This is a genomic window from Pseudomonas sp. VD-NE ins, assembly GCF_031882575.1.
Lineage (GTDB): Bacteria > Pseudomonadota > Gammaproteobacteria > Pseudomonadales > Pseudomonadaceae > Aquipseudomonas > Aquipseudomonas fluorescens_BZ.
This window is the reverse complement of the sequence record NZ_CP134772.1, coordinates 3,857,456-3,876,699: the sequence shown is the minus strand read 5'-3', so window position 1 is coordinate 3,876,699 and position 19,244 is coordinate 3,857,456. Positions and strand designations below refer to the sequence as shown.

The 19,244-nt window shown below is 57.1% G+C and carries 17 protein-coding genes; 13 read left to right on the top strand and 4 right to left on the bottom strand.

The window, feature by feature from the left end:
• Positions 1-8 precede the first annotated feature (8 nt).
• On the bottom strand, positions 9-617 hold the full coding sequence (locus RMV17_RS17145) for a prepilin-type N-terminal cleavage/methylation domain-containing protein (RefSeq protein ID WP_311881373.1): 609 nt from the start codon (positions 615-617) through the stop codon (positions 9-11).
• The gene (gene gspH / locus RMV17_RS17140) at positions 614-1,060 is read right to left on the bottom strand and encodes a type II secretion system minor pseudopilin GspH (protein WP_064392940.1); all 447 of its coding nucleotides are present in this window, start codon (positions 1,058-1,060) and stop codon (positions 614-616) included. The genes RMV17_RS17145 and gspH overlap by 4 nt, the downstream gene beginning before the upstream one ends.
• 120 nt (positions 1,061-1,180) lie before the next feature.
• Here gspH and RMV17_RS17135 point away from each other — a divergent pair, with 120 nt between their 5' ends.
• The 4 genes from RMV17_RS17135 to RMV17_RS17120 all read left to right on the top strand — a co-directional run bounded on the left by RMV17_RS17135 (position 1,181) and on the right by RMV17_RS17120 (position 6,153).
• Positions 1,181-1,612 (top strand): type II secretion system protein N, encoded by a 432-nt coding sequence (locus RMV17_RS17135; RefSeq protein WP_311881370.1) that lies wholly within the window; start codon positions 1,181-1,183, stop codon positions 1,610-1,612.
• A gap of 475 nt (positions 1,613-2,087) precedes the next feature.
• Positions 2,088-3,863: a DUF262 domain-containing protein gene (locus RMV17_RS17130; RefSeq protein WP_311881368.1), complete on the top strand. Its 1,776-nt coding sequence runs from the start codon at positions 2,088-2,090 to the stop codon at positions 3,861-3,863.
• Positions 3,864-4,108: 245 nt separating this feature from the next.
• On the top strand, positions 4,109-5,044 hold the full coding sequence (locus tag RMV17_RS17125) for a hypothetical protein (RefSeq protein WP_311881367.1): 936 nt from the start codon (positions 4,109-4,111) through the stop codon (positions 5,042-5,044).
• A gap of 749 nt (positions 5,045-5,793) precedes the next feature.
• Entirely contained in the window at positions 5,794-6,153 is a 360-nt protein-coding gene (locus RMV17_RS17120; protein WP_008087957.1) for a DUF6124 family protein, read from the top strand.
• A gap of 177 nt (positions 6,154-6,330) precedes the next feature.
• Here RMV17_RS17120 and RMV17_RS17115 read toward each other — a convergent pair whose 3' ends face one another.
• Positions 6,331-7,272 carry an aromatic alcohol reductase gene (locus RMV17_RS17115; RefSeq protein ID WP_311881365.1) on the bottom strand — a complete coding sequence of 314 codons (942 nt, stop codon included), beginning with the start codon at positions 7,270-7,272 and terminating at the stop codon, positions 6,331-6,333.
• Positions 7,273-7,368: 96 nt separating this feature from the next.
• On the opposite strand from RMV17_RS17115, the gene RMV17_RS17110 reads away from it, so the two are divergent.
• Positions 7,369-7,827 (top strand): helix-turn-helix domain-containing protein, encoded by a 459-nt coding sequence (locus RMV17_RS17110; protein WP_311881364.1) that lies wholly within the window; start codon positions 7,369-7,371, stop codon positions 7,825-7,827.
• Positions 7,828-8,682: 855 nt separating this feature from the next.
• On the opposite strand, the gene gspI is transcribed toward RMV17_RS17110, so the two are convergent.
• Complete coding sequence (gene gspI, locus RMV17_RS17105; protein WP_311881363.1) at positions 8,683-9,069, bottom strand: type II secretion system minor pseudopilin GspI; 387 nt, start codon at positions 9,067-9,069, stop codon at positions 8,683-8,685.
• Positions 9,070-9,216: 147 nt separating this feature from the next.
• Between gspI and gspG the strand changes: the two genes are divergently transcribed.
• The 8 genes from gspG to RMV17_RS17065 all read left to right on the top strand — a co-directional run bounded on the left by gspG (position 9,217) and on the right by RMV17_RS17065 (position 19,054).
• Positions 9,217-9,675 carry a type II secretion system major pseudopilin GspG gene (gene gspG, locus RMV17_RS17100; RefSeq protein WP_007918211.1) on the top strand — a complete coding sequence of 153 codons (459 nt, stop codon included), beginning with the start codon at positions 9,217-9,219 and terminating at the stop codon, positions 9,673-9,675.
• 8 nt (positions 9,676-9,683) lie between these two features.
• Positions 9,684-10,643 carry a type II secretion system minor pseudopilin GspK gene (gene gspK, locus RMV17_RS17095; protein WP_311881362.1) on the top strand — a complete coding sequence of 320 codons (960 nt, stop codon included), beginning with the start codon at positions 9,684-9,686 and terminating at the stop codon, positions 10,641-10,643.
• Positions 10,640-11,818 (top strand): type II secretion system protein GspL, encoded by a 1,179-nt coding sequence (gene gspL / locus RMV17_RS17090; RefSeq protein WP_311881360.1) that lies wholly within the window; start codon positions 10,640-10,642, stop codon positions 11,816-11,818. Before gspK ends, gspL begins: the two co-directional genes overlap by 4 nt.
• Complete coding sequence (gspM, locus tag RMV17_RS17085) at positions 11,811-12,356, top strand: type II secretion system protein GspM (protein WP_311881359.1); 546 nt, start codon at positions 11,811-11,813, stop codon at positions 12,354-12,356. Before gspL ends, gspM begins: the two co-directional genes overlap by 8 nt.
• Positions 12,353-14,725: a type II secretion system secretin GspD gene (gene gspD / locus RMV17_RS17080; RefSeq protein WP_311881358.1), complete on the top strand. Its 2,373-nt coding sequence runs from the start codon at positions 12,353-12,355 to the stop codon at positions 14,723-14,725. Before gspM ends, gspD begins: the two co-directional genes overlap by 4 nt.
• A complete protein-coding gene (gene gspE, locus RMV17_RS17075; protein WP_122843689.1) occupies positions 14,722-16,128 on the top strand; it encodes a type II secretion system ATPase GspE in 1,407 nt (468 codons plus the stop codon). Before gspD ends, gspE begins: the two co-directional genes overlap by 4 nt.
• Positions 16,128-17,339 (top strand): type II secretion system inner membrane protein GspF, encoded by a 1,212-nt coding sequence (gspF, locus tag RMV17_RS17070; RefSeq protein WP_007918198.1) that lies wholly within the window; start codon positions 16,128-16,130, stop codon positions 17,337-17,339. The genes gspE and gspF overlap by 1 nt, the downstream gene beginning before the upstream one ends.
• 611 nt (positions 17,340-17,950) lie before the next feature.
• Entirely contained in the window at positions 17,951-19,054 is a 1,104-nt protein-coding gene (locus RMV17_RS17065; protein ID WP_034155650.1) for a substrate-binding domain-containing protein, read from the top strand.
• The last annotated feature ends 190 nt before the right edge of the window (positions 19,055-19,244 follow it).

The window sequence follows — 19,244 nt, the reverse complement described above, 5'->3', positions numbered from 1 at the left end:
GATACGCATCAATCCAACGGCCCAATCACCTGCCGATACTTCTCCACCCCCTGCGCCGTCCCCCGACTCAACCGAATCTCCAACCCCAACGGATCCTCCCGCCGATTCCCGCTCAACTGCCGCCAGCCCTTATCCACCTCCCAAACCCGCACCTGCACATCACTGACATCACTCAAAACAGCAACCCCATTCCCAGGCGCCGGCAATGGATACCGACTCCGCGCCTCAGCCACCGCCCGATACAACGTGTCGCCCTTGACCCACCACCGCACCCGCTGCAACGCCCCCGGCTGATCCGCCGCCGTACGAATAATGTCCAGCCGAAAACCCTTAGTGTCGCTACTGCGCACAGTCAGAGCGGGCGGGGCGCTCGGCGGCTCATCATCCACCCCAACCTTCTTCGGCTCGGTCAACTCAATCCCCGCCCGCATCTCCACATCCCGCTGCAACTGATTCAGCGCCCGCAACAAACCGTCACTCTGCTCACTGCTCGCCTGCAAATGACTGTCCGCCCGCGTCACACTGTCCAGCCCCCGCCAGGCAATCAGACTCACCACTGCCATCAACAAAATCGCGACCATCACCTCAATCAATGTAAACCCTTGCTGGCGCTTCATTGCAGGCTGATCCTTCCGCTGCCATCACGCAGCACACTCAAGCGATTCAACCCATCCGACAACGTCAACTGCAGCGGCGGATTAATCCACTCAGCATTCAGCACAACCCTCTGTTTCGGCTCCACCCGCACCTCCATCTTCGGACTCTGCCAGGCACGCGGCCGCAACTGCGGATCCTGCGCGAAATGATCAAACCCCTTGCCACTGTCACTGCGCCGACTAAAGCGAAACCCCTTGGCATCACTCACCCACACAATCGGCCGGCCATCCGCGCGCGCCTCCGCCTGCGCGACCTGCAGCAACTGCGCCACACGCTCGGCATCCTTGCGCAGCAACTGCAACGGATCCGGCTTGATACTCAGGCTGATCGCCGCACTGGCGATGCCGATGATCACCAGCACCACCATCAACTCGATCAGCGTAAAACCCTCTTGCCTGTTCATCGCGCGCGCGCTCCTTTGCGTCCTGCGCCATCGTGCACGGCCAACATGTAAGGCGTGTGAAATAAAACGGAGAGAATTGCCGCGTAGGCTGACAGCAGGGATAAAAAGGAGATTCAACCCATGACCTTCACCGCACGCTTTTCGCCACCCCAAATGGTCCAGGCCTTCGCGCTGCTCGCCGCGCTGGTCGGCGTGGCGACATGGTCGTCGCTGCTGCTGACCTCCGCCGAATCACACACCTCGGCAGCGGCCCCGCAATTGCTGGCGGCGCGCAGTGATAGCCCGGCATTGCAGTGGTTTTCCAATCAAACGGCGCCGATGGACATCAAGGTGAGCGGGGTGATGGCGGGGAGTCGGGGGGCGGTGGCGATATTGAGCCTGAACGATGGGCCGCCGAGGAGTTTTTTGCAGGGGGAGAAGGTGGGGCCTGGGGTGAAGTTGGTGGCGGTGGAGGGGGATGGGGTGGTGATTGAGCAGGGTGGGGAGAGGGTAAGGTTGGGGGTGGAGAGGTTGGCGGAGGGGGTGGTTTTGCCTGGGTTGGTGAGGCCGTGATTTTAGGGTTGAAGTCGATCATCCTGCTGTTTCAGTCGAGGTATTACGTTTTCTGAACAGCCGGTTCAAGTGCCTTGACGAGCAACGAACGAAGAAATGGAGAATGTCGTGGGGGGCGCAAAAAAATTTTCTTGGTCGGTGTTCAGTCCATAGCATCCATTCGCGAGAAATCGCCAGCGTCCAAAAACTTCGTCGAAAAGATCCGCGCCAAGAGCGGACGGTTATAGTTTTCGGCAAAGGGGCCAAACTCGCAGCCAGCGCTGCATTGAGTGATAAAAAACTCTGTACGCCGCCGCCTCAAATCGGTACGTCGAGAAGAAAATTTCCTAGAAATAGAGAGCAGAGAATTTTAGGGTTCTGTAAATACGTCGATAATGGCATTATGGCATGAGCCTTATCAGCCTTTGAGATTTACTAGCATGACCTCGAAGACCTCGTAAAGCTGGCCATATGATTGTTTAAAGGAATATAAGTCATGAGTATTACCCCGCGCGGCATGAGTGTTCAAGAGGCTTATCGCCTTTATCGTGAAGATCGACTAATAGTTAACAGGAAATATCAGAGGAAACTTGTTTGGACTTTGGCGGAAAAGCAGAAGTTAATAGATAGTTTGATTTCCGACTATCCAATCCCTCTAATTATGCTCGCAGACGCTTCAAATGGGGAGGGAGTGATATATGAGATAATGGACGGAATGCAACGTCTCAATGCAGTTTTTTCTTTTATTGAAAACTCTTTTGCGGTTAATGATGCCTTCTTTGATATCAAGGAGTTTTCTCGAGCCAAATTAGCAGCCGACGCAGGATCATTCATACCTGCTCCGCGTGAAGAGACAAATTTTCTTCCGTCAAATATTTGCGCAAATATATTGGACTATCAGTTAGCGGTAACTATTTTTCCTATCGAAAGCGAAGAGCAGATAACGGATGTGTTCGGTAGAATAAACTCCGGAGGTCGTCAGTTAAGTGCTCAAGAAAAGCGCCAAGCAGGTCGAGTAGATGAATTCTCACTTTTGATCAGGGAACTTTCATCTGAGATAAGAGGAGACTCATCAAGAGAGAAGCTTCCGCTTTCTAGCATGCCAGAGATAAGTATTGACTCATATCGGTCCGGTATGGGTTACGCCTTAAAGGCAGAAGAAATTTTTTGGTGTCGGCAAGGAATATTAAAATCCCAACAACTTCGCGATAGCGAAGATGAAGAGATGATCACTGATATATGTGTCTCTATTATAAGGGGGGAGCCAATTGCGAGAAGTAAGGAGCTCTTTGATAAGATATATGATGAAGCGGAATCTGAGTACTCAAAGGTTCGCAGGGAATTCCATAGCTATGGTAGTGAGCGATTAAAAGAAGAAGTTAAAGTGACAATGTCGGTTCTGACCGAAGTTATTGATGGCTATAGCACGAGCCCCTATGCACTGCGATCAGTAGTGAATCCTTCGTCGAGCAACCCCATCAAAGGTTCTTTCTTTTCAATATTTATGGCATTTCATCAATTAGTTATAGTTAATGAAATGACAGCTGATGATTACTCAAAAATAATGCTTGCCTTGAAAGGCTTGCAACGGTCTATGATTCAAAGTGCTAATTACTCTACCACTGCGGATCGGATAACAAACGTAGATAAGACTACCGGGCTCATTCAACGCTTCTTTGTCAAAAAAGATCCACCCATGTTTAGGCATGGGGCTGGTTTAGCACTCGACATGGAGAACTCCCTTAGAAGATCTAGAATTGAAACGTCAAGATATGAGTGTAAGCAAGGTTTAATAAATTTATCACCCAAGCGATATTTCGACGAGAAACTACCACCAAAGATCATTGAAACGATTTGTGGTATTGCTAATGTGGGGCCTGATGCTGATGGCTATATCTTCATTGGTGTTGCGGATAAAAAAGCTGACTCCGAAAAAATCTTCACGCTAGATGGTGTTAAAGCAGTAGTCGTAGGGGCGCGTTACGTTGTAGGGCTGGAACGTGAAATGGAGATAATGAATTACAATACAGAACAATATTTGGAGAAGTTTTTAGGATACATCCGAAAATCAGAGCTGTCCGAGCCTTTAAAGTCTCAGGTTCTCTCCCAGATAGATTTTGTCGAATATAAGGGACTGTCTGTTCTGAGGGTGCGCATACCTCGTCAGAAATCAATTTCCTTTGTTGGTGAGCATTGTTATACGAGAGAAAACTCCTCGACCATTTTAGCTGAGGGGAAAAAGCTGCTCTCTATTAATGGCCTGTTTCATTGATATTGAAGGTCGTTTCAAATAGGCAGTCAACTAAAGTTGCTGCCTTTTAGAAACGATAAAGATATTCCCAGCTTTTTTCTTGGGTGAAGGTCTTTTTTGGTCGGTGTGGCTGTGAAAAATAAATTCGTCCCTAATTTCGTTACTGGGATTTTGACCAGGTTGTGATTAGAGGGGAGTGATTTTTTAGCATTAATAAGTGCGCTTCGAGTGGTGTATGTTTTTTTATTTTGAATGGGGGCGCTATTATGACTTTTGGAGAGCTACTTTCGCCAGTCGTCGCTTTTTTTCGATTGATCGCCACCTTTTTGGGTAGACGAAGAGAGGAACCTAAAAAGCGTCTTGAGGCTAGCCTGTTACTCCGAGGTATTGTAGCGGAGATACCAGAAGAGCTTCCTTTTTATCTATGTAATGAAGAAGGAAGCCGACACAGAGGTGTTTACGTTATTGGGCTAGTTGTCTGGAATAAGGGGGATCAACCAATAACTCAAGCCGACATTCTGCCTTCGTCAAAGCTACAGGTTGTACTGGGTGATGATGCGGCGCTTGTGAGTGCCAAGATTGTTCCTGTTGAAGAACAAACTGATTGTTCTGTGACAGTTGTAGATGCAAAAACATTGCAAATAAATTTCGATTGCATAAATCAAAATGAGTATCTGGTGATTCCGATTTTTTGCACTGGTAATCCGATGACCGAGGTAAAAGTCACAGGAAGAATAATCGGGCAGGAGAATCCAGTTGATCATACGGCAGCAGAGGTAAGAGCACCGTTTCTCGAGCGCCTTTCGGTGCTCGTACTGCTCCTAATATTTATGAATACACTTCCTGGTCTACTGATAGCTGGTGGCTACATCTTCCATGACTATGGGGTAAGTGTACTGCTCCATAATCCTGATACCATACCAGTCTATCTTATGATGCCGTTTTCTATGGGCGCAATGATCACTGCAATGTTCGTGTTTTCACGCATCATGTATTGGGTCGAGCGTAAGAAATACCCTGAAGGTTACCCTTTATATGCTGATCTTGAGCCTCCTCTATTGGAAAATATCAAAGGTATGTTGCGCACAGTTTTGAAGGGGCAGAAATATAGGATATCTGTCTCTATTTTTGACTGGGGTAAACCTGTACTTTTAACGGGGAAAAAAACCAAACGGCGAACTATTGATGACTGGATTCAATAATAGTCATTTTGGAGCGATAACTCTCGCGAGAGGTGAACCAACGACTGCTAAAAAACGTTCTTCAGTAGGATTTGTGAATCGAAGTTTTTTGTTCGTTGGGTTTCTGGTCTGGAAATTAGTTGAGAAAGAAGCAGGCAAATAGGGACTGAATAGGGAATGATTTGTTTTTATTAAATAAGTCCGTCTCCTTTCACAAGTACTGGTTGGGCATCGATACAGTCCTGAAGACCTAGGCTGAAGTCGATATGTGCTGGAAGCAACAGCTATTTTTACTTACTGAGGTTGCCAGTTACGGCTGGCAACCTCGGCCATTTTTTCGTTTGCTGGGAGTGGGGGACTCGGGTTAAGAGGACGGATCTATTCAGGGCGGCGTGACGGAATTCGGTCTCGATAAACACCAACGTTTAAAAAGACATCTCCAGACACTCTCTCAGGCTACACACCCTTGCGCCTTTGCCTACAGCTACGCCAGAATCCGCCGGCTTGTGCGCTTTGTACCTGGTCTTTATCGTCTACGTGTCGCTGGCAACCCAGCGACCGGGTTTAGCGACCTGACCAGGTATAAGTACAACGACGCTCCAGTTTGTCGCAGACGTTTGCGACGACGATATGGTGGCTGTGCGTGGGAGACCTTCGGGTCTGCCGGGTCTTATACCTCTCGGTTCGCTAACCCGCGTACAGCTGCCACCCTTACTTGTTTAGCGACAGGTGTTGGTGGTTCCACCAGGTATAAATTTGGAGCTTCACTCATGATCAAACCAACACCCAACCCGCCCGAAACCGCCTCGGTTTCCCCCTACGAATCCATCGATTCCAAAAAACTCCACGAAGCCGCCGACCGCGCGCTCGACCATTACCTCTGTCCACCCGGTTCCACGCCGCCCCCACGTAAAAACCGTGGGATGTATGCCGTGACGGCGGACAACAAAACCGAAGAACTGCTGGTCGATGCCAGTGCAACACTCGCTTCGGCCAAAACCATCGCCCAGAACGTCTCCAGCCTGTTGCCGGCATCGCAGCGCCATGCGCTGGCGGGGATTGCGCAGTTGATCATGCTCGGGGAATTGGCGGTGAATCGGGCGCTGGATAATTTGCAATTGCCGGAGTGATACGGGTGTCGGGGGCACTTGGTGATTGATCAGGTGTGAACTCTCGCGCCTTCGCGAGCAGGCTCGCTCCCACCTTTGAGTGTGTTCCAAGGTGGGAGCGGGCTGGCTCTTTAGCCGCGATAAATATCGAGAGACCTACGCGTTTCTGTACCTGCGATTGGGGGGGCTTTCTTTGCGTCAATCGACTGCCAGGTTGTCTCGAGCCCACTGTTCAGCCGTAGTGACCTGAATCGACTGCTGTTCGTTGAAAGTCCCCGCTTTCGGCCACGACACGCCTCTGCCTTGAGCAAATACGGCGCGGTATTTTTTGATGTGGTGAGTGGGGTCTTTTTCCAGTTCCTGCATCAGGTACGGAACCGTCCAGACGTTACGCTTGAAGGGCCGCCCCAGCACACGTTCAAGCAGGCTCGCCACCTGCCCATACGTCACCGTGTCGCCAGACAGGTACACGATCTCATTGCGAAATCGCGGTTCGAAGAAAACAATGTCCGCTGTCAGCTTGCCGATGTCCTCGGGTGTTGTGAGCGTCACGCTGGTTTCCAGGCTGCCCAAGGCGTTGACGGTATCGCTCTCAAAATCGACGACCTCAAAGACCGGCTCGAACAGAAAACTGGTGAACATGCCGGTCGAGATGATCACCCATTCGGTTTGATCCTGGGCGCGGAGCAACTCGCGCACGTCGAGTTGTGCATCGAACAAATCCTGCGGGCTGCCCCGGCCAATTACTTCGAAATCGACGCCAAACTGCCACGGGATATAGCGCTTCACGCCGGACCTGAGCGCGGCTGTCGCCAGTTTCATCGGCGTTTCACGGCCCGCGACCATGCCGGCGCAGCCTATGACGGTGTCGAATGCTGCGAACACTTCGGCCAGTTGATCGATGGAGTCGTTAACCAGATCTGCAGCGACCAGTTGGATGCCCAGACTGCGCAGTTCATCGATTTCCAGTTTTTTCTCGGGGGCTTGCGTGTTGATGGTCGAATCCCTGAGCAGGACGCTGATGGTGCTGCCGGGCGAGCGTTTTGCTACCCGCGCAAGATTGCGCAGCACCGGCAGGCCAAGTTCGCCGGCGCCGAGTACGAGAATGGATTGCGGGGAAGGGTGGGTCGCGGCGGTCATGATGTTTCCTGAGATTCGTCGTCTGTATGATTTGTCGATGCTGGCACGATTGCGCAGCGCTCAGAAGAAGGCACACGCGTGATACCAGGAGGACACATGACCGATGAGGAAATCCTTAGCCAGGCAGAAGCGATCTGCCAGACGCTAAGACGAGACGAGGATGGCGTGCGGCGCGAAGTCCTGGCTCACGCTGGTAGCCGCTGGTCACTGGGTATCCTGCATGCCCTGGGTGTGTACGGCACGATGCGTCATGCCGAGATCAAACGGCAAATGACCGGCGTGACTCAGCGCATGTTGACCAAGACGCTGCGTGCGCTGGAGCGCGATGGTTTGCTGATACGGCGGGAGTTGGATCAAGTGCCGCCCCATGTTGAGTATGAGCTGACGGCGTTGGGGATGGAGTTGTTGGTTCGCATGTCGCCGATTTGGACTTGGGTTGTGGAGCACGTCGATGATTTTCGCGAGGCGCGCCGGGTGTTTGATGGTCAGAGCGGGAAAAAACCTGCTTGGCAGGTTCCGGTGGTGGGGCTGATTGATTTGGATGGGGCCGATTGAATGGTCGCTTTGGTTCAGGCCATTGCCTGGTACGTTGCCAGTCTGTTGCCGGTTTTGGGGGGCTTGCGAGTAGAAGCGGCCCTCACCCCAGCCCTCTCCCGGAGGGAGAGGGGGCCGACCGAGGTGTCTTGCGGGGTACGCCGACCTGAAAGATTTTGGCGATTATGGTTTTGGTGATTCTGGGCTTCTCGATTAGAAGCTACCCTCACCCCAGCCCTCTCCCGGAGGGAGAGGGGGCCGACCGAGGTGTCTTGCGGGGTACGTCGACCTGGAAGATTTTGGTGATTATGGTTTTGGTGAAGGGCCTTGGGGGTTATGGCTTTGTTGATTCTGGGGGTTGCGAGTCGAAGCGGCCCTCACCCCAGCCCTCTCCCGGAGGGAGAGGGGGCCGACCGAGTTGTCTTGCGAGGTACGTCGACCTGGAAGATTTTGGCGATTATGGTTTTGGTGAAGGGCCTTGGGGGTTATGGTTTTGGTGATTCTGGGGGGGGGCGAGTAGAAGCGGCCCTCACCCCAGCCCTCTCCCGGAGGGAGAGGGGGCCGACCGAGGTGTCTTGCGGGGTACGTCGACCTGGAAGATTTTGGTGATTATGGTTTTGGTGAAGGGCCTTGGGGGTTATGGCTTTGTTGATTCTGGGGGTTGCGAGTCGAAGCGGCCCTCACCCCAGCCCTCTCCCGGAGGGAGAGGGGGCCGACCGAGGTGTCTTGCGGGGTACATCGACCTGAAGGACCTTAGCGATTATGGCTTTGGTGAGCTTTGGTGAGCTTTGGCGAATTTGGATTCAGTGAAAGACGTTCAAGTCGGTGTAGCTCTCGAATATCCCCGAATCGGTTCCCTCTACCTCGGGGAGAGGGCTAGGGTGAGGGGCTTTCCGTTCGTGACAACAAGGTCTCAAGCCTGGCCAACGGCGGCGCATCCTGGTTGCGGTCGAATACCTGAATACCAATCTTGAGTAAGCGGCCATTTTCGGCTGCGCTGATCAACTGTTCACACCGCAGCAACAACCGCCCCTGATCACATTCCTGCGACTTCATCCCCATCGGCAACTTCCCTTCCAACCGCAACTCCGCCATCCGACTCTGCGCCGCAATCATCGCCACCGACCGATCCCTTAAAACCCCGCTACTCTGCGTCATCAACCCCGCCACCCGCACAGCCGCCGACATCGCCACGGCAATAATCGCCAGCGCCACCAGCACCTCAATCAACGTGAAACCCTCTTCCCGCGAACGCGCACGCATAAGTGGCCCAAAACCAAAACCCAGCCCTCGACGCTAACCCCCGTCCTTGACGGCTTGACGACGAAAACACCCGAGGATTTTCAACATCACTGACATATCTTCTTGCAACACTGCGCGTCGAATCGAATCAAGCCAGGGTATGTCGAGATGGATATCGCACCTTTCAAATCGCTTCAGCAACCGTTGCGCACGCCGCGTGGTCAGCAGGGTTTTACCCTGATCGAGATCATGGTGGTCGTGGTGATTCTGGGGATTTTGGCGGCGATGGTGGTGCCGAAAGTGCTCGACCGGCCGGATCAGGCGCGGGCGACGGCGGCGAAGCAGGATATTGGTGGGTTGATGCAGGCGTTGAAGTTGTATCGCCTCGATCACGGCACTTACCCGAGCATGAACCAGGGCCTGAAAGTGCTGGTGGAGCGGCCGGCGGATGCGAAGAACAGCAATTGGCGCTCGTACCTGGAGCGTTTGCCGAACGATCCGTGGGGGCGTCCTTATCAGTACCTCAACCCTGGCGCGAATGGCGAGATCGACATCTTTTCCCTCGGTGCCGACGGTCAGCCTGACGGCGACGGCGTGAATGCCGATATCGGTTCCTGGCAGTTGTAAGGCCGGCCATGAACAGCCGCTCGCCTGAGGGGGCGAAGCAACAGGGCATGGCGATTATCAGCGCGTTGCTGATTGCGGCCGTGGTGGCGGTGATTGCGGCGGGCATGTTGACGCGTCAGAGCGTGGCGACCCGGGCGCTGGAGGCGGATCAGCAGCGTGTGCAGGGCCGTTGGCTGGTGCAGGGCGGGTTGGAGATCAGCCGTCAATTGCTCTGGGATGCACGTCAGCGCGACCCGTTGACCCGGCTCGATCAGCCGTGGGCGCAGCGTCTCTCCGCGCAAGGTTTTGAGGGGCGACTGGAGGATGAGCAGGGCAAATTCAACCTGCGCAATCTGGTGGCCAACGAGCGGGTTGATGAGGCGCAGGTGGCGGCGTTTCAGCGCTTGTGTGAGTTGATCGGGGTCAGTGCCGGGTTGAGTCAGCGCATCAGTCAGCGGGTGATCGCGTCCTACCCGCGACTGCTGAATGCGCAGATTGCCGAGGCGCCGAAAAGTGGTTTCGACAGTGGCCGCGCCACCTCGCCAAATGCGTCACACAAACCGCAGAACCCGACGTTGCCGATGCTGCGCAGCATCGATGATTTGCGCAGTGTCGAGGGCGTCAATGACGCGCTGATCGGCAAACTGGCGCCGTACCTGACGGTGATCCCCGCGACGACCTGGCTCAATGGCAACACCGCCACCGCGCCGGTCTTGGCCGCGTATGTGCCGGGGCTGTCTCTGGAGCGCGCGAATGCGCTGATCGCCGAGCGCGATGCCGGGCGCTGGTTTATCAACCGTGGCGACTTCGTTAACCGCTTGCGCATGCCGCAACTGGAGCTGACCAGCGTCAAGGTCGGCATCACCAGTGACTGGTTTCGCCTGCGCGGTGAGGCGCGGCGCGATCAGCGGCGGGTCAGTCTTGAGGCATTGTTGCATCGCAGCCAGGACCGCTTGCCGCAGGTGATCTGGTCGCGGGTGGGCGTATGAGCCAGTTGAAGGTGGCGTTGCCGCCCTTGGCGGAGCTGGATCTGCACAGTGAATTGCACTGTGCTTGGCTGGATCGACAGGGCCAGGTCACGCGCGAAGAACGCCTCAGTCTGAGCCAGTTGAGCCAGCAGTCGAAACTGCCGCCGCTGGTGTGTTTTCTGCACCCGGCTGACAGCCTGTTGGCGAGTCTCGATTTACCGCCGTTGCCTGCGAACAAGATTGTCGCGGCGGTGCAGTGTGCGGCGCAGGCGTTGATGCTGGGCGACAGTAGTGAGATGCACATCGCGCACAGTTCGCGGGACGAGGCAGGGCAGGTGCAGATCGCTTGGGCGCCTCGACAGCACTTGTTGCGTTTTGGTCAGTTGCTGAAAAGTGCTGGGCTGAACCTGCGCGGTCTCTACCCGGCGCCGTATTGTTTGCCGGTGCTGCCGGGCACCGTTGCTTGCGTGCAGGACGGGCATTTATTGCTGCGCGATAGCGTGCAAGTGGCGCGGGTGCAGCCGTTGTTTGATGACGGCCTCGACGGTGTTGTGTGGGAACCGGGCGTCACTTTGCACTGGGTCGGTGATCAACCTCCGCCGGGTGCTGAACTGCCGATGGCGGATGCGCAGCGCTGGACCGGGCCGCTTCCGGGTTGGGGGCTGCATGGCGCGGTCCAGCAACAAAAAGCCGAGCATCGCGGCTGGGGCAGGGCGATCGCCCTCTCAGCGTTGGCCGTGGCGGTGTGGGTCATTGGTTTGAACCTGTATGCCGCTCGCGAAGCCGGGCAGGGCCAGCAGTTGAAAACCCAGATGAACCTGCGGGTTAAACAGGCATTTCCCGAGTTGCCGGTGATCCTCAACCCGTTGCAACAGGCCCGTCAGCAATTGGCGGCGCGGCAGAAGGGCGCGGCGGATGATCCGGCGCAGACGTTCAATCGGCTGGTGTTGCAGGCGGGCAGCGGCATGCCGTCGATGGCTGGCAGTGTCGAGCGGTTGGCGTTTGTCGACGGCGCTTTGCAACTGAGTCTGCTGAGCGACGCCCGGCGTGGCGGCAATGATCAGGAGTGGCAAAGCACCTTGGCCCAGGCGGGCATTAGTGTCATCGCCGACGACGAGGGCTGGACCTTGCGTCCGGCCACTGAAGCCAGCCCAAGTGAAAGCGACGACAGCGGCGGAGCAGAAGAAGATGAATAAGGCCTCGCTCGCGCTGTACCGCGTCAAGTGGCAACGCTTTAACGCTCAGCTGCAGGCGCGTTGGCAGCCGTTGGCGTTGCGCGAAAAACGCATGGTTGCCGGCATGGCCGTTGCGCTGATCGGCCTGTTGTTGTGGGTCGCGCTGATCCAGCCGCCGCTGAAGAAAATCGCTTACTGGCAAACCGAAACGCCAAAGCTGCGCGCCCAGACCGAGGCGCTGGAAGTGCTGCTGCGCGAAGTCAGCGTGCGCCCGGACGGGCAAAGCCTGGCGCAGTCGCTGGAGCAGACCCTGCAGGCCAGTGGCTTGGCGGGACATTACCAATTACAGGAGGCACAGGGCGCCTGGCAGTTGACCTTCGACGCGGCACCGGGCGACGCCGTGCTCAACTGGCTGTTGAGCAACCCGGCACAACTTTCTCTGCAAGTGGTCGAGGCCCGTTTGCAACGCGCGGACAACCCCTCGACCGAAGTCACCGCCGGCACTTTGTCAGGCACCGTTCGCATGGATCAGGCGCTGGGCGCTAAGGAAGCTTCATGAAGGGGTCAGGATCCAAACCGGCACGTCTGGCGTTGCCGATGTTGCTGATGGCGTTGAGCGCGTGCAGCAACACCAGCACACCGCAAAACCAGCAGCCATTGCTGGTCGACAGTGAACTGGGCCGGCCGCTGGCCAACACCCAGCGCAGCGGCGACGCAGTGCTCGACCGCGAACGCGCACAGGCGCAGGCGCGACCTGTGCCGAAGCAATTGCACAACATCACGAAGAGTGCGCGCAGCGGCGCGGCGGCTTCGGGCATTGCCTTGCCGAGCAATCCTTTGGGCGATCAACCGGTGACGCTGAATTTTGTCGACGCTGATATTCAAGCAGTGGTGCGCGCGTTGGCGCGTTCGACAGGGCAGCAGTTTCTCGTCGACCCTCGGGTCAAGGGCACGTTGACGCTGGTGTCGGAAGGTCAGGTGCCAGCGCGGCAGGCTTACGATATGTTGCTGGCGGCGCTGCGCATGCAGGGTTTCAGCGTGGTCGATGTTGGCGGTGTGGCGCAGGTGGTGCCGGAGGCGGATGCGAAGTTGCTCGGCGGGCCGATCTACAGCGCCGATAAACCGGCCGGTAATGGCATGCTCACGCGCACGTTTCGTCTGCAATACGAGAACGCGGTGAACCTGATTCCGGTGCTGCGGCCGATCGTTTCGCCAAACAACCCGATCAACGCCTATCCGGGCAACAACACCATTGTCATCACCGACTACGCGGAGAACCTGACTCGTGTTGCGCAGTTGATCGCGAGCATTGATTCGCCGAGTGCGATCGACACCGATGTGGTGCAGATCCAGAACGGCATTGCCGCTGACATCGCGCCGATGGTGGCGGATTTGCTCGATGCGCCGGGTAATGATCCGACGCAGAAAATCGCCGTGATCGGTGACCCGCGTTCCAACACCATCATCATTCGCGCTGGCAGCCCGGAGCGCACGGAACTGGCACGCAACCTGATCTACAAACTGGATAACGCGCAGAGCAATCCGAGCAATCTGCACGTGGTTTATCTGCGTAACGCGCAAGCGGCGAAACTGGCGCAGGCCTTGCGTGGTTTGCTCACCGGAGAGAGCGACAGTGGCACCAGTGACAGTGCGCGTTCGGTGCTCAGTGCCATGGGCGGCAGCACCGGCGGCAGCGCTGGGCAGAATGGCCAGAGCGGCACGCAAACCAGCGGCAGCACGTCGACCACTAACAGCAGCGGCAGCACGGGCGGCAGTTACGCGCAGGGCAGCAGTGGCAGCACAACCGGCAGCGGCGGTACGCAGAACAGCGAACAGAACGTCGCTTTCAGTGCCGGCGGTGTGACCATTCAGGCCGACGCCACCACCAACACCTTGCTGATTTCTGCGCCGGAGCCGTTGTATCGCAACTTGCGCGAGGTGATCGATCTGCTCGACCAGCGCCGCGCGCAAGTGGTGATCGAAAGCCTGATCGTCGAAGTCGGCGAGGACGATGCCAGTGAGTTTGGCGTGCAATGGCAGACCGGCAATCTCGGTGGCAACGGCGTGATCGGCGGGGCGAATCTGGGTGGTTCGGGGATCAACACTAACGGCAAGACCAGCATCGATGTGTTGCCGCAGGGTTTGAACCTGGGCTACGTCAACGGCACCGTCGATATTCCCGGGATCGGCAAGATTCTTGACCTGAAAGTGCTGGCCCGGGCGTTGAAGAGCAAGGGCGGCACCAACGTGCTGTCGACGCCGAACCTGCTGACCCTGGACAACGAAGCGGCAAGCATTTTTGTGGGCCAGACCATTCCGTTTGTCAGCGGCAGTTATGTCACTGGCGGCGGGGGCACCAGCAATAACCCGTTCCAGACCGTGACCCGTGAAGAGGTCGGCTTGAAGCTCAATGTGCGCCCGCAGATTTCCGAGGGCGGTACGGTCAAGCTCGATATCTATCAGGAAGTCAGCAGCATTGATGAGCGCGCTTCGGCCAGTGCCAATTCGGCGGGGATCGTCACCAACAAACGCGCGATCGACACCAGTATTCTGCTCGATGACGGGCAGATAATGGTGCTTGGTGGGTTGCTGCAGGACGGCTACAGCCAGAGCAACGACGCGGTGCCTTGGCTGGGCAGTCTGCCGGGGATTGGCGCGCTGTTTCGCAACGAGCGCCGGGCGATTACCAAGACCAACCTGATGGTGTTCCTGCGCCCGTACATCATCCGCGACAGCGAAGCGGGGCGCAGCATCACCCTCAACCGTTACGACTTTATGCGTCGCGCTCAGGGTGGTTTGCAACCGGAACGCAGCTGGGCGATGCCGGACATGCAGGCGCCGCAGTTGCCGACGGCGGCGCAAGGTGTGCCGGCGGTGTTACCGAGCTCAGGCCCACGCGCAACCATCAAAGCGGTGCCCATCCAATGAGTGCGTTGCCTTATGCCTGGGCCAAGGCGCAGCGGATTTTGTTGTGCGATGGCGTGTTGACGGTGTGCCCGTCGACGCCGGGCTGGTCGATCAGCGAGGCGCGGCGGCAGTTTGGTGCGACTACGATTCAGCGGGTGCGCGATGATGAGCTGGATGGCTTGCTCGCCAGCGCGTACGCCGACACCGGCAGCGCGGCGGCGGTGGTCGGTGCAGCAGAAAACGAAGTCGATCTCGACCGACTGATGCAGGACATGCCGGAAATCACCGACCTGCTCGACACTCAGGACGGCGCGCCGGTGATTCGCATGATCAACGCCTTGCTCACGCAAGCGGCACGCGACGAGGCCAGCGACATTCACATCGAACCGTTCGAAACCCATTCGGTGGTGCGCTATCGCGTCGACGGAACCCTGCGTGACGTGGTCTCACCGCGCAAGGCTCTGCACGGTGCGCTGGTGTCGCGGATCAAGATCATGGCCCAGCTCGACATCGCTGAAAAACGCCTGCCGCAGGACGGTCGCATCGCGTTGCGGGTGGCGGGGCGGCCGATTGATATTCGTGTGTCCACGGTGCCGACCGGGCATGGCGAAAGAGTGGTGATGCGTCTGCTCGACAAACAGGCCGGGCGACTGCATCTGGAAACCCTCGGCATGGACGCGCAGGTGCTGGCCAAACTCGATCACCTGATCCGCCAACCCCACGGCATCGTGCTGGTCACCGGCCCGACCGGCAGCGGCAAGACCACCAGCCTCTACGCGGCACTGGCACGACTGGATGCGAGTACCAGCAACATTCTCACCGTGGAAGACCCGGTGGAATACGACTTGCCGGGCATCAGCCAGATTCAGGTCAACGCCAAGATCGACATGACCTTTGCGTTAGCGCTCAGAGCGATCCTGCGCCAAGACCCGGACATCATCATGATCGGCGAGATTCGCGATCTCGAAACCGCACAAATCGCCGTGCAGGCGTCGCTGACCGGACATTTGGTGTTGGCAACCCTGCACACGAACGACGCGGTGTCAGCGGTCAACCGCTTGATCGACATGGGCGTCGAACCGTTTCTGCTGGCCTCGTCGATGCTCGGCGTGCTCGCACAACGACTGGTGCGACGGCTGTGCAATCAGTGCAAGCAGGAAGACCCGGCGACACCGGGCACGTGGCGACCGGTCGGCTGCCCGGCGTGCAATCAGACCGGCTACAGCGGCCGCACCGGCATCCACGAATTGTTCTGCATCGACGACGACATTCGCACGCTGATTCACCAAGGGGCAGGGGAGCAGGCCTTGCGCGCATCAGCCGCGAAAGCCGGGATGTTCAGCCTGCGCGAGGACGGTGAACGCTGGATCCGCAGCGGCGCCACCGCGCCTGAAGAAATCCTCCGTGTGACACGGGACGCCTGATGAATCGCTATCGTTTTGAAGCTGCCGACGCGACCGGCAAGATTGAATCCGGGCACCTTGAGGCGGACAGCCAGAGCGCCGCTTTCACAACATTACGCGGACGCGGTTTGACCGCGTTGTCGGTGCATAAGGAAAGCAACGTCGCCCAGCACGGCGGCGGTGGATTGTTCAGCGCCAAACTCTCCGACAACGATCTGGCCTGGGCCACGCGGCAATTGGCGAGCCTTCTCGGGGCTAGCCTGCCGTTAGAAGCAGCGCTCAGCGCCACGGTGGAGCAGGCCGAGAAAAAACACATCGCCCACACCCTCAGCGCCGTGCGCGCCGATGTGCGCAGCGGCATGCGTCTGGCGGAATCGCTGGCGGCGCGGCCACGGGATTTTCCCGAGATCTATCGCGCGTTGATTGCGGCGGGGGAAGAGTCTGGCGATCTGGCGCAGGTGATGGAGCGACTGGCGGACTACATCGAAGAACGCAACAACCTGCGCGGCAAGATCCTCACCGCGTTTATCTATCCGGGCGTGGTGGGTCTGGTGTCGATCGGCATCGTGATTTTCCTGCTCAGTTACGTGGTGCCGCAGGTGGTCAGTGCGTTTTCCCAAGCGCGGCAGGATTTGCCGGGGCTGACCCTGGCGATGCTCAACGCCAGTGATTTCATAAGGGCGTGGGGCTGGTTGTGTGCGGCGATTATCGCAGGGGCGTTCTGGAGCTGGCGCCTGTACCTACGCAATCCGGCGGCACGTTTGAGTTGGCATCATCGGGTGCTGAAACTGCCGTTATTCGGGCGTTTCATCCTCGGCCTGAACACTGCACGGTTCGCCTCAACGCTGGCGATTCTCGGCGGCGCCGGGGTGCCATTGTTGCGCGCACTGGAGGCGGCGCGACAGACCTTGTCCAACGACCGCTTGAGTTTGAGCGTCACTGAAGCAACGGCCAAGGTGCGCGAAGGGGTCAACCTCGCCGCCGCGTTGCGCGTGGAAAACGTCTTCCCACCCGTGCTGATTCACCTGATCGCCAGCGGCGAAAAAACCGGGTCATTGCCACCGATGCTCGAGCGCGCGGCGCAAACCCTGTCGCGGGATATCGAACGCCGAGCGATGGGCATGACTGCGCTGCTTGAACCGCTGATGATTGTGGTGATGGGCGGGGTGGTGCTGGTGATTGTGATGGCGGTGTTGTTGCCGATCATTGAGATCAATCAACTGGTCCAGTAGCCGGTTTTGATGGTGTCTGATCGGGCCCCTTCGCGAGCAAGCTCGCTCCCACAGTGTTCTGTGATGTGAGGTAAATTGCATTCGATCATTGAGAGCACTGAGTTGATCCAGTAGTGATGTGTCAGATGTTTTTAGGGTGTCTGACCTGGCCTCATCGCTGGCAAGCCAGCTCCCACAGGTTCTTGTGTTGTGTCGCAGATCGCATTGACAACATGGCTCCTTGTGGGAGCTGGCTTGTCAGCGAAGGGGCCAGTCAGGGCAACAAATAATCCAATCTTTTTCCAGGACTTCAGCATCACCCGACCCTCAAAAGAACCATCCTCGGGTTCTCCTTTCTGTCATCTGCAACCACCCGCCAACGCCTCCAGCCCGATTCAGCCAAACCCCCGATCCAGACGCTGCACGACACCCGACAAACACCCGAGAAAATCCCTTCAGAAACACCCCACAGCTCCCGAGGTTTTTTCCTTTATCTGTCACCGGAAGCTGCGAATTTCTCAGTGCGACTTAACCAAGGCCAACGCTAGCGAGGGCCCCGGTGAGTCCTCCCAGTGTCATGCAAGTCACCCGAAAACCTGTGTTCCCAAACCTAGTTGAAAAGGAGATTCTTCATGTTCAAGCGCACTCTGATCGCAGCCTCATTGACCGTCGCCGCTCTGGCATCCGCCCAAGCCATGGCCGTAACCGGTGGTGGCGCCTCACTGCCTGCCGCTCTGTACAAAGGTTCTGCCAACAGCATCCTGCCTGCCAACTTCAGCTACGCCGTGACCGGTAGCGGCATCGGCAAAAGTGCTTTCCTGACCAACACCGCCGCACAGTTCAGCACCACTGGCACTGTGCATTTCGCCGGTAGCGACTCGATCCTCAGCGCTTCGGAAATCAGCACCTACAACACCAACTTCGGCGCTTCGTTTGGTCCGCTGATCCAACTGCCATCTGTCGCCACTTCGGTTGCCATCCCTTACAAAAAGGCCGGCAACACCACCCTTAACCTGACCAGCGCTCAACTGTGTGATGCCTTGTCGGGCACCAAGACTACCTGGGGCGCGCTGTTGGGTACCTCCGACACTACCGCGATCCGCGTTGTTTATCGCACCGCTTCGAGCGGCACCACCGAAATCCTCAGCCGTCACCTGAACTCGATCTGCCCGACCAAGTTCGCCGTCAACACCACCTTCACCAACGCACGTCTGCCAGCAGGTTCCGCTGTGCCGTCGAACTGGGTAGGCGTGGCCAATACCGCTGACGTAGCCCCGGCAGTCAACGCGGTTGACGGTTCCATCGGTTATGTCGGTCCGGACGGTGTCAACGCTGCGAGCAACGCTGTTGTTGCGCGTATCAATGGCGTTCAGCCAACCAGCGCCAACGTCAACACGGCTCTGGCTTCGGCTCCACTGCCAACCAACGCGGCCAACCCGGCGCAGTGGTCCCCTGTAGTTGCCAACCCGTCCAGCGGTTATGCAATGGCTGCTTACACCAACTTCATCTTCGGCCAGTGCTACAAGGACGCAGCCGTGGCTGCTGATGTCAAAGCGTTCCTGACCCAGCACTACAGCACTCCGGGCAACGCCGTGGCCACTGCCGCTCACGGTTTCATTCCGGTTCCAACCAACTGGAAAACCGCTGTAACCGCCAACTTCGTCACCAACTCCACCGGCAACAACCTGGACATCAACAACGCCAGCGTCTGCAACGCTGTGGGTCGTCCTTTGTAATACACGCCTCAAGTGTCAGGAAATGGCAGCAGCCTTCGGGTTGCTGCCATTTTTTTTGCTCGATTTACACCTCAATCATGAAGTTTGTGTGACATCCGTTCGGTCGCGCCCCTCGCCAACTGCCTATGTCGTAACAGCAGGTTTTAGCTGGCCTGCAGCTATGTGTGGCAATCAAAAAGGATCTCGTAGT

Bases quoted from the DNA above. Each gene is read 5' to 3' on its own strand.
- RMV17_RS17145 (WP_311881373.1), bottom strand. From the start codon at position 617: ATGAAGCGCCAGCAAGGGTTTACATTGATTGAGGTGATGGTCGCGATT.
- gspH (WP_064392940.1), bottom strand. From the start codon at position 1,060: ATGAACAGGCAAGAGGGTTTTACGCTGATCGAGTTGATGGTGGTGCTG.
- RMV17_RS17135 (WP_311881370.1), top strand. From the start codon at position 1,181: ATGACCTTCACCGCACGCTTTTCGCCACCCCAAATGGTCCAGGCCTTC.
- RMV17_RS17130 (WP_311881368.1), top strand. From the start codon at position 2,088: ATGAGTATTACCCCGCGCGGCATGAGTGTTCAAGAGGCTTATCGCCTT.
- RMV17_RS17125 (WP_311881367.1), top strand. From the start codon at position 4,109: ATGACTTTTGGAGAGCTACTTTCGCCAGTCGTCGCTTTTTTTCGATTG.
- RMV17_RS17120 (WP_008087957.1), top strand. From the start codon at position 5,794: ATGATCAAACCAACACCCAACCCGCCCGAAACCGCCTCGGTTTCCCCC.
- RMV17_RS17115 (WP_311881365.1), bottom strand. From the start codon at position 7,272: ATGACCGCCGCGACCCACCCTTCCCCGCAATCCATTCTCGTACTCGGC.
- RMV17_RS17110 (WP_311881364.1), top strand. From the start codon at position 7,369: ATGACCGATGAGGAAATCCTTAGCCAGGCAGAAGCGATCTGCCAGACG.
- gspI (WP_311881363.1), bottom strand. From the start codon at position 9,069: ATGCGTGCGCGTTCGCGGGAAGAGGGTTTCACGTTGATTGAGGTGCTG.
- gspG (WP_007918211.1), top strand. From the start codon at position 9,217: ATGGATATCGCACCTTTCAAATCGCTTCAGCAACCGTTGCGCACGCCG.
- gspK (WP_311881362.1), top strand. From the start codon at position 9,684: ATGAACAGCCGCTCGCCTGAGGGGGCGAAGCAACAGGGCATGGCGATT.
- gspL (WP_311881360.1), top strand. From the start codon at position 10,640: ATGAGCCAGTTGAAGGTGGCGTTGCCGCCCTTGGCGGAGCTGGATCTG.
- gspM (WP_311881359.1), top strand. From the start codon at position 11,811: ATGAATAAGGCCTCGCTCGCGCTGTACCGCGTCAAGTGGCAACGCTTT.
- gspD (WP_311881358.1), top strand. From the start codon at position 12,353: ATGAAGGGGTCAGGATCCAAACCGGCACGTCTGGCGTTGCCGATGTTG.
- gspE (WP_122843689.1), top strand. From the start codon at position 14,722: ATGAGTGCGTTGCCTTATGCCTGGGCCAAGGCGCAGCGGATTTTGTTG.
- gspF (WP_007918198.1), top strand. From the start codon at position 16,128: ATGAATCGCTATCGTTTTGAAGCTGCCGACGCGACCGGCAAGATTGAA.
- RMV17_RS17065 (WP_034155650.1), top strand. From the start codon at position 17,951: ATGTTCAAGCGCACTCTGATCGCAGCCTCATTGACCGTCGCCGCTCTG.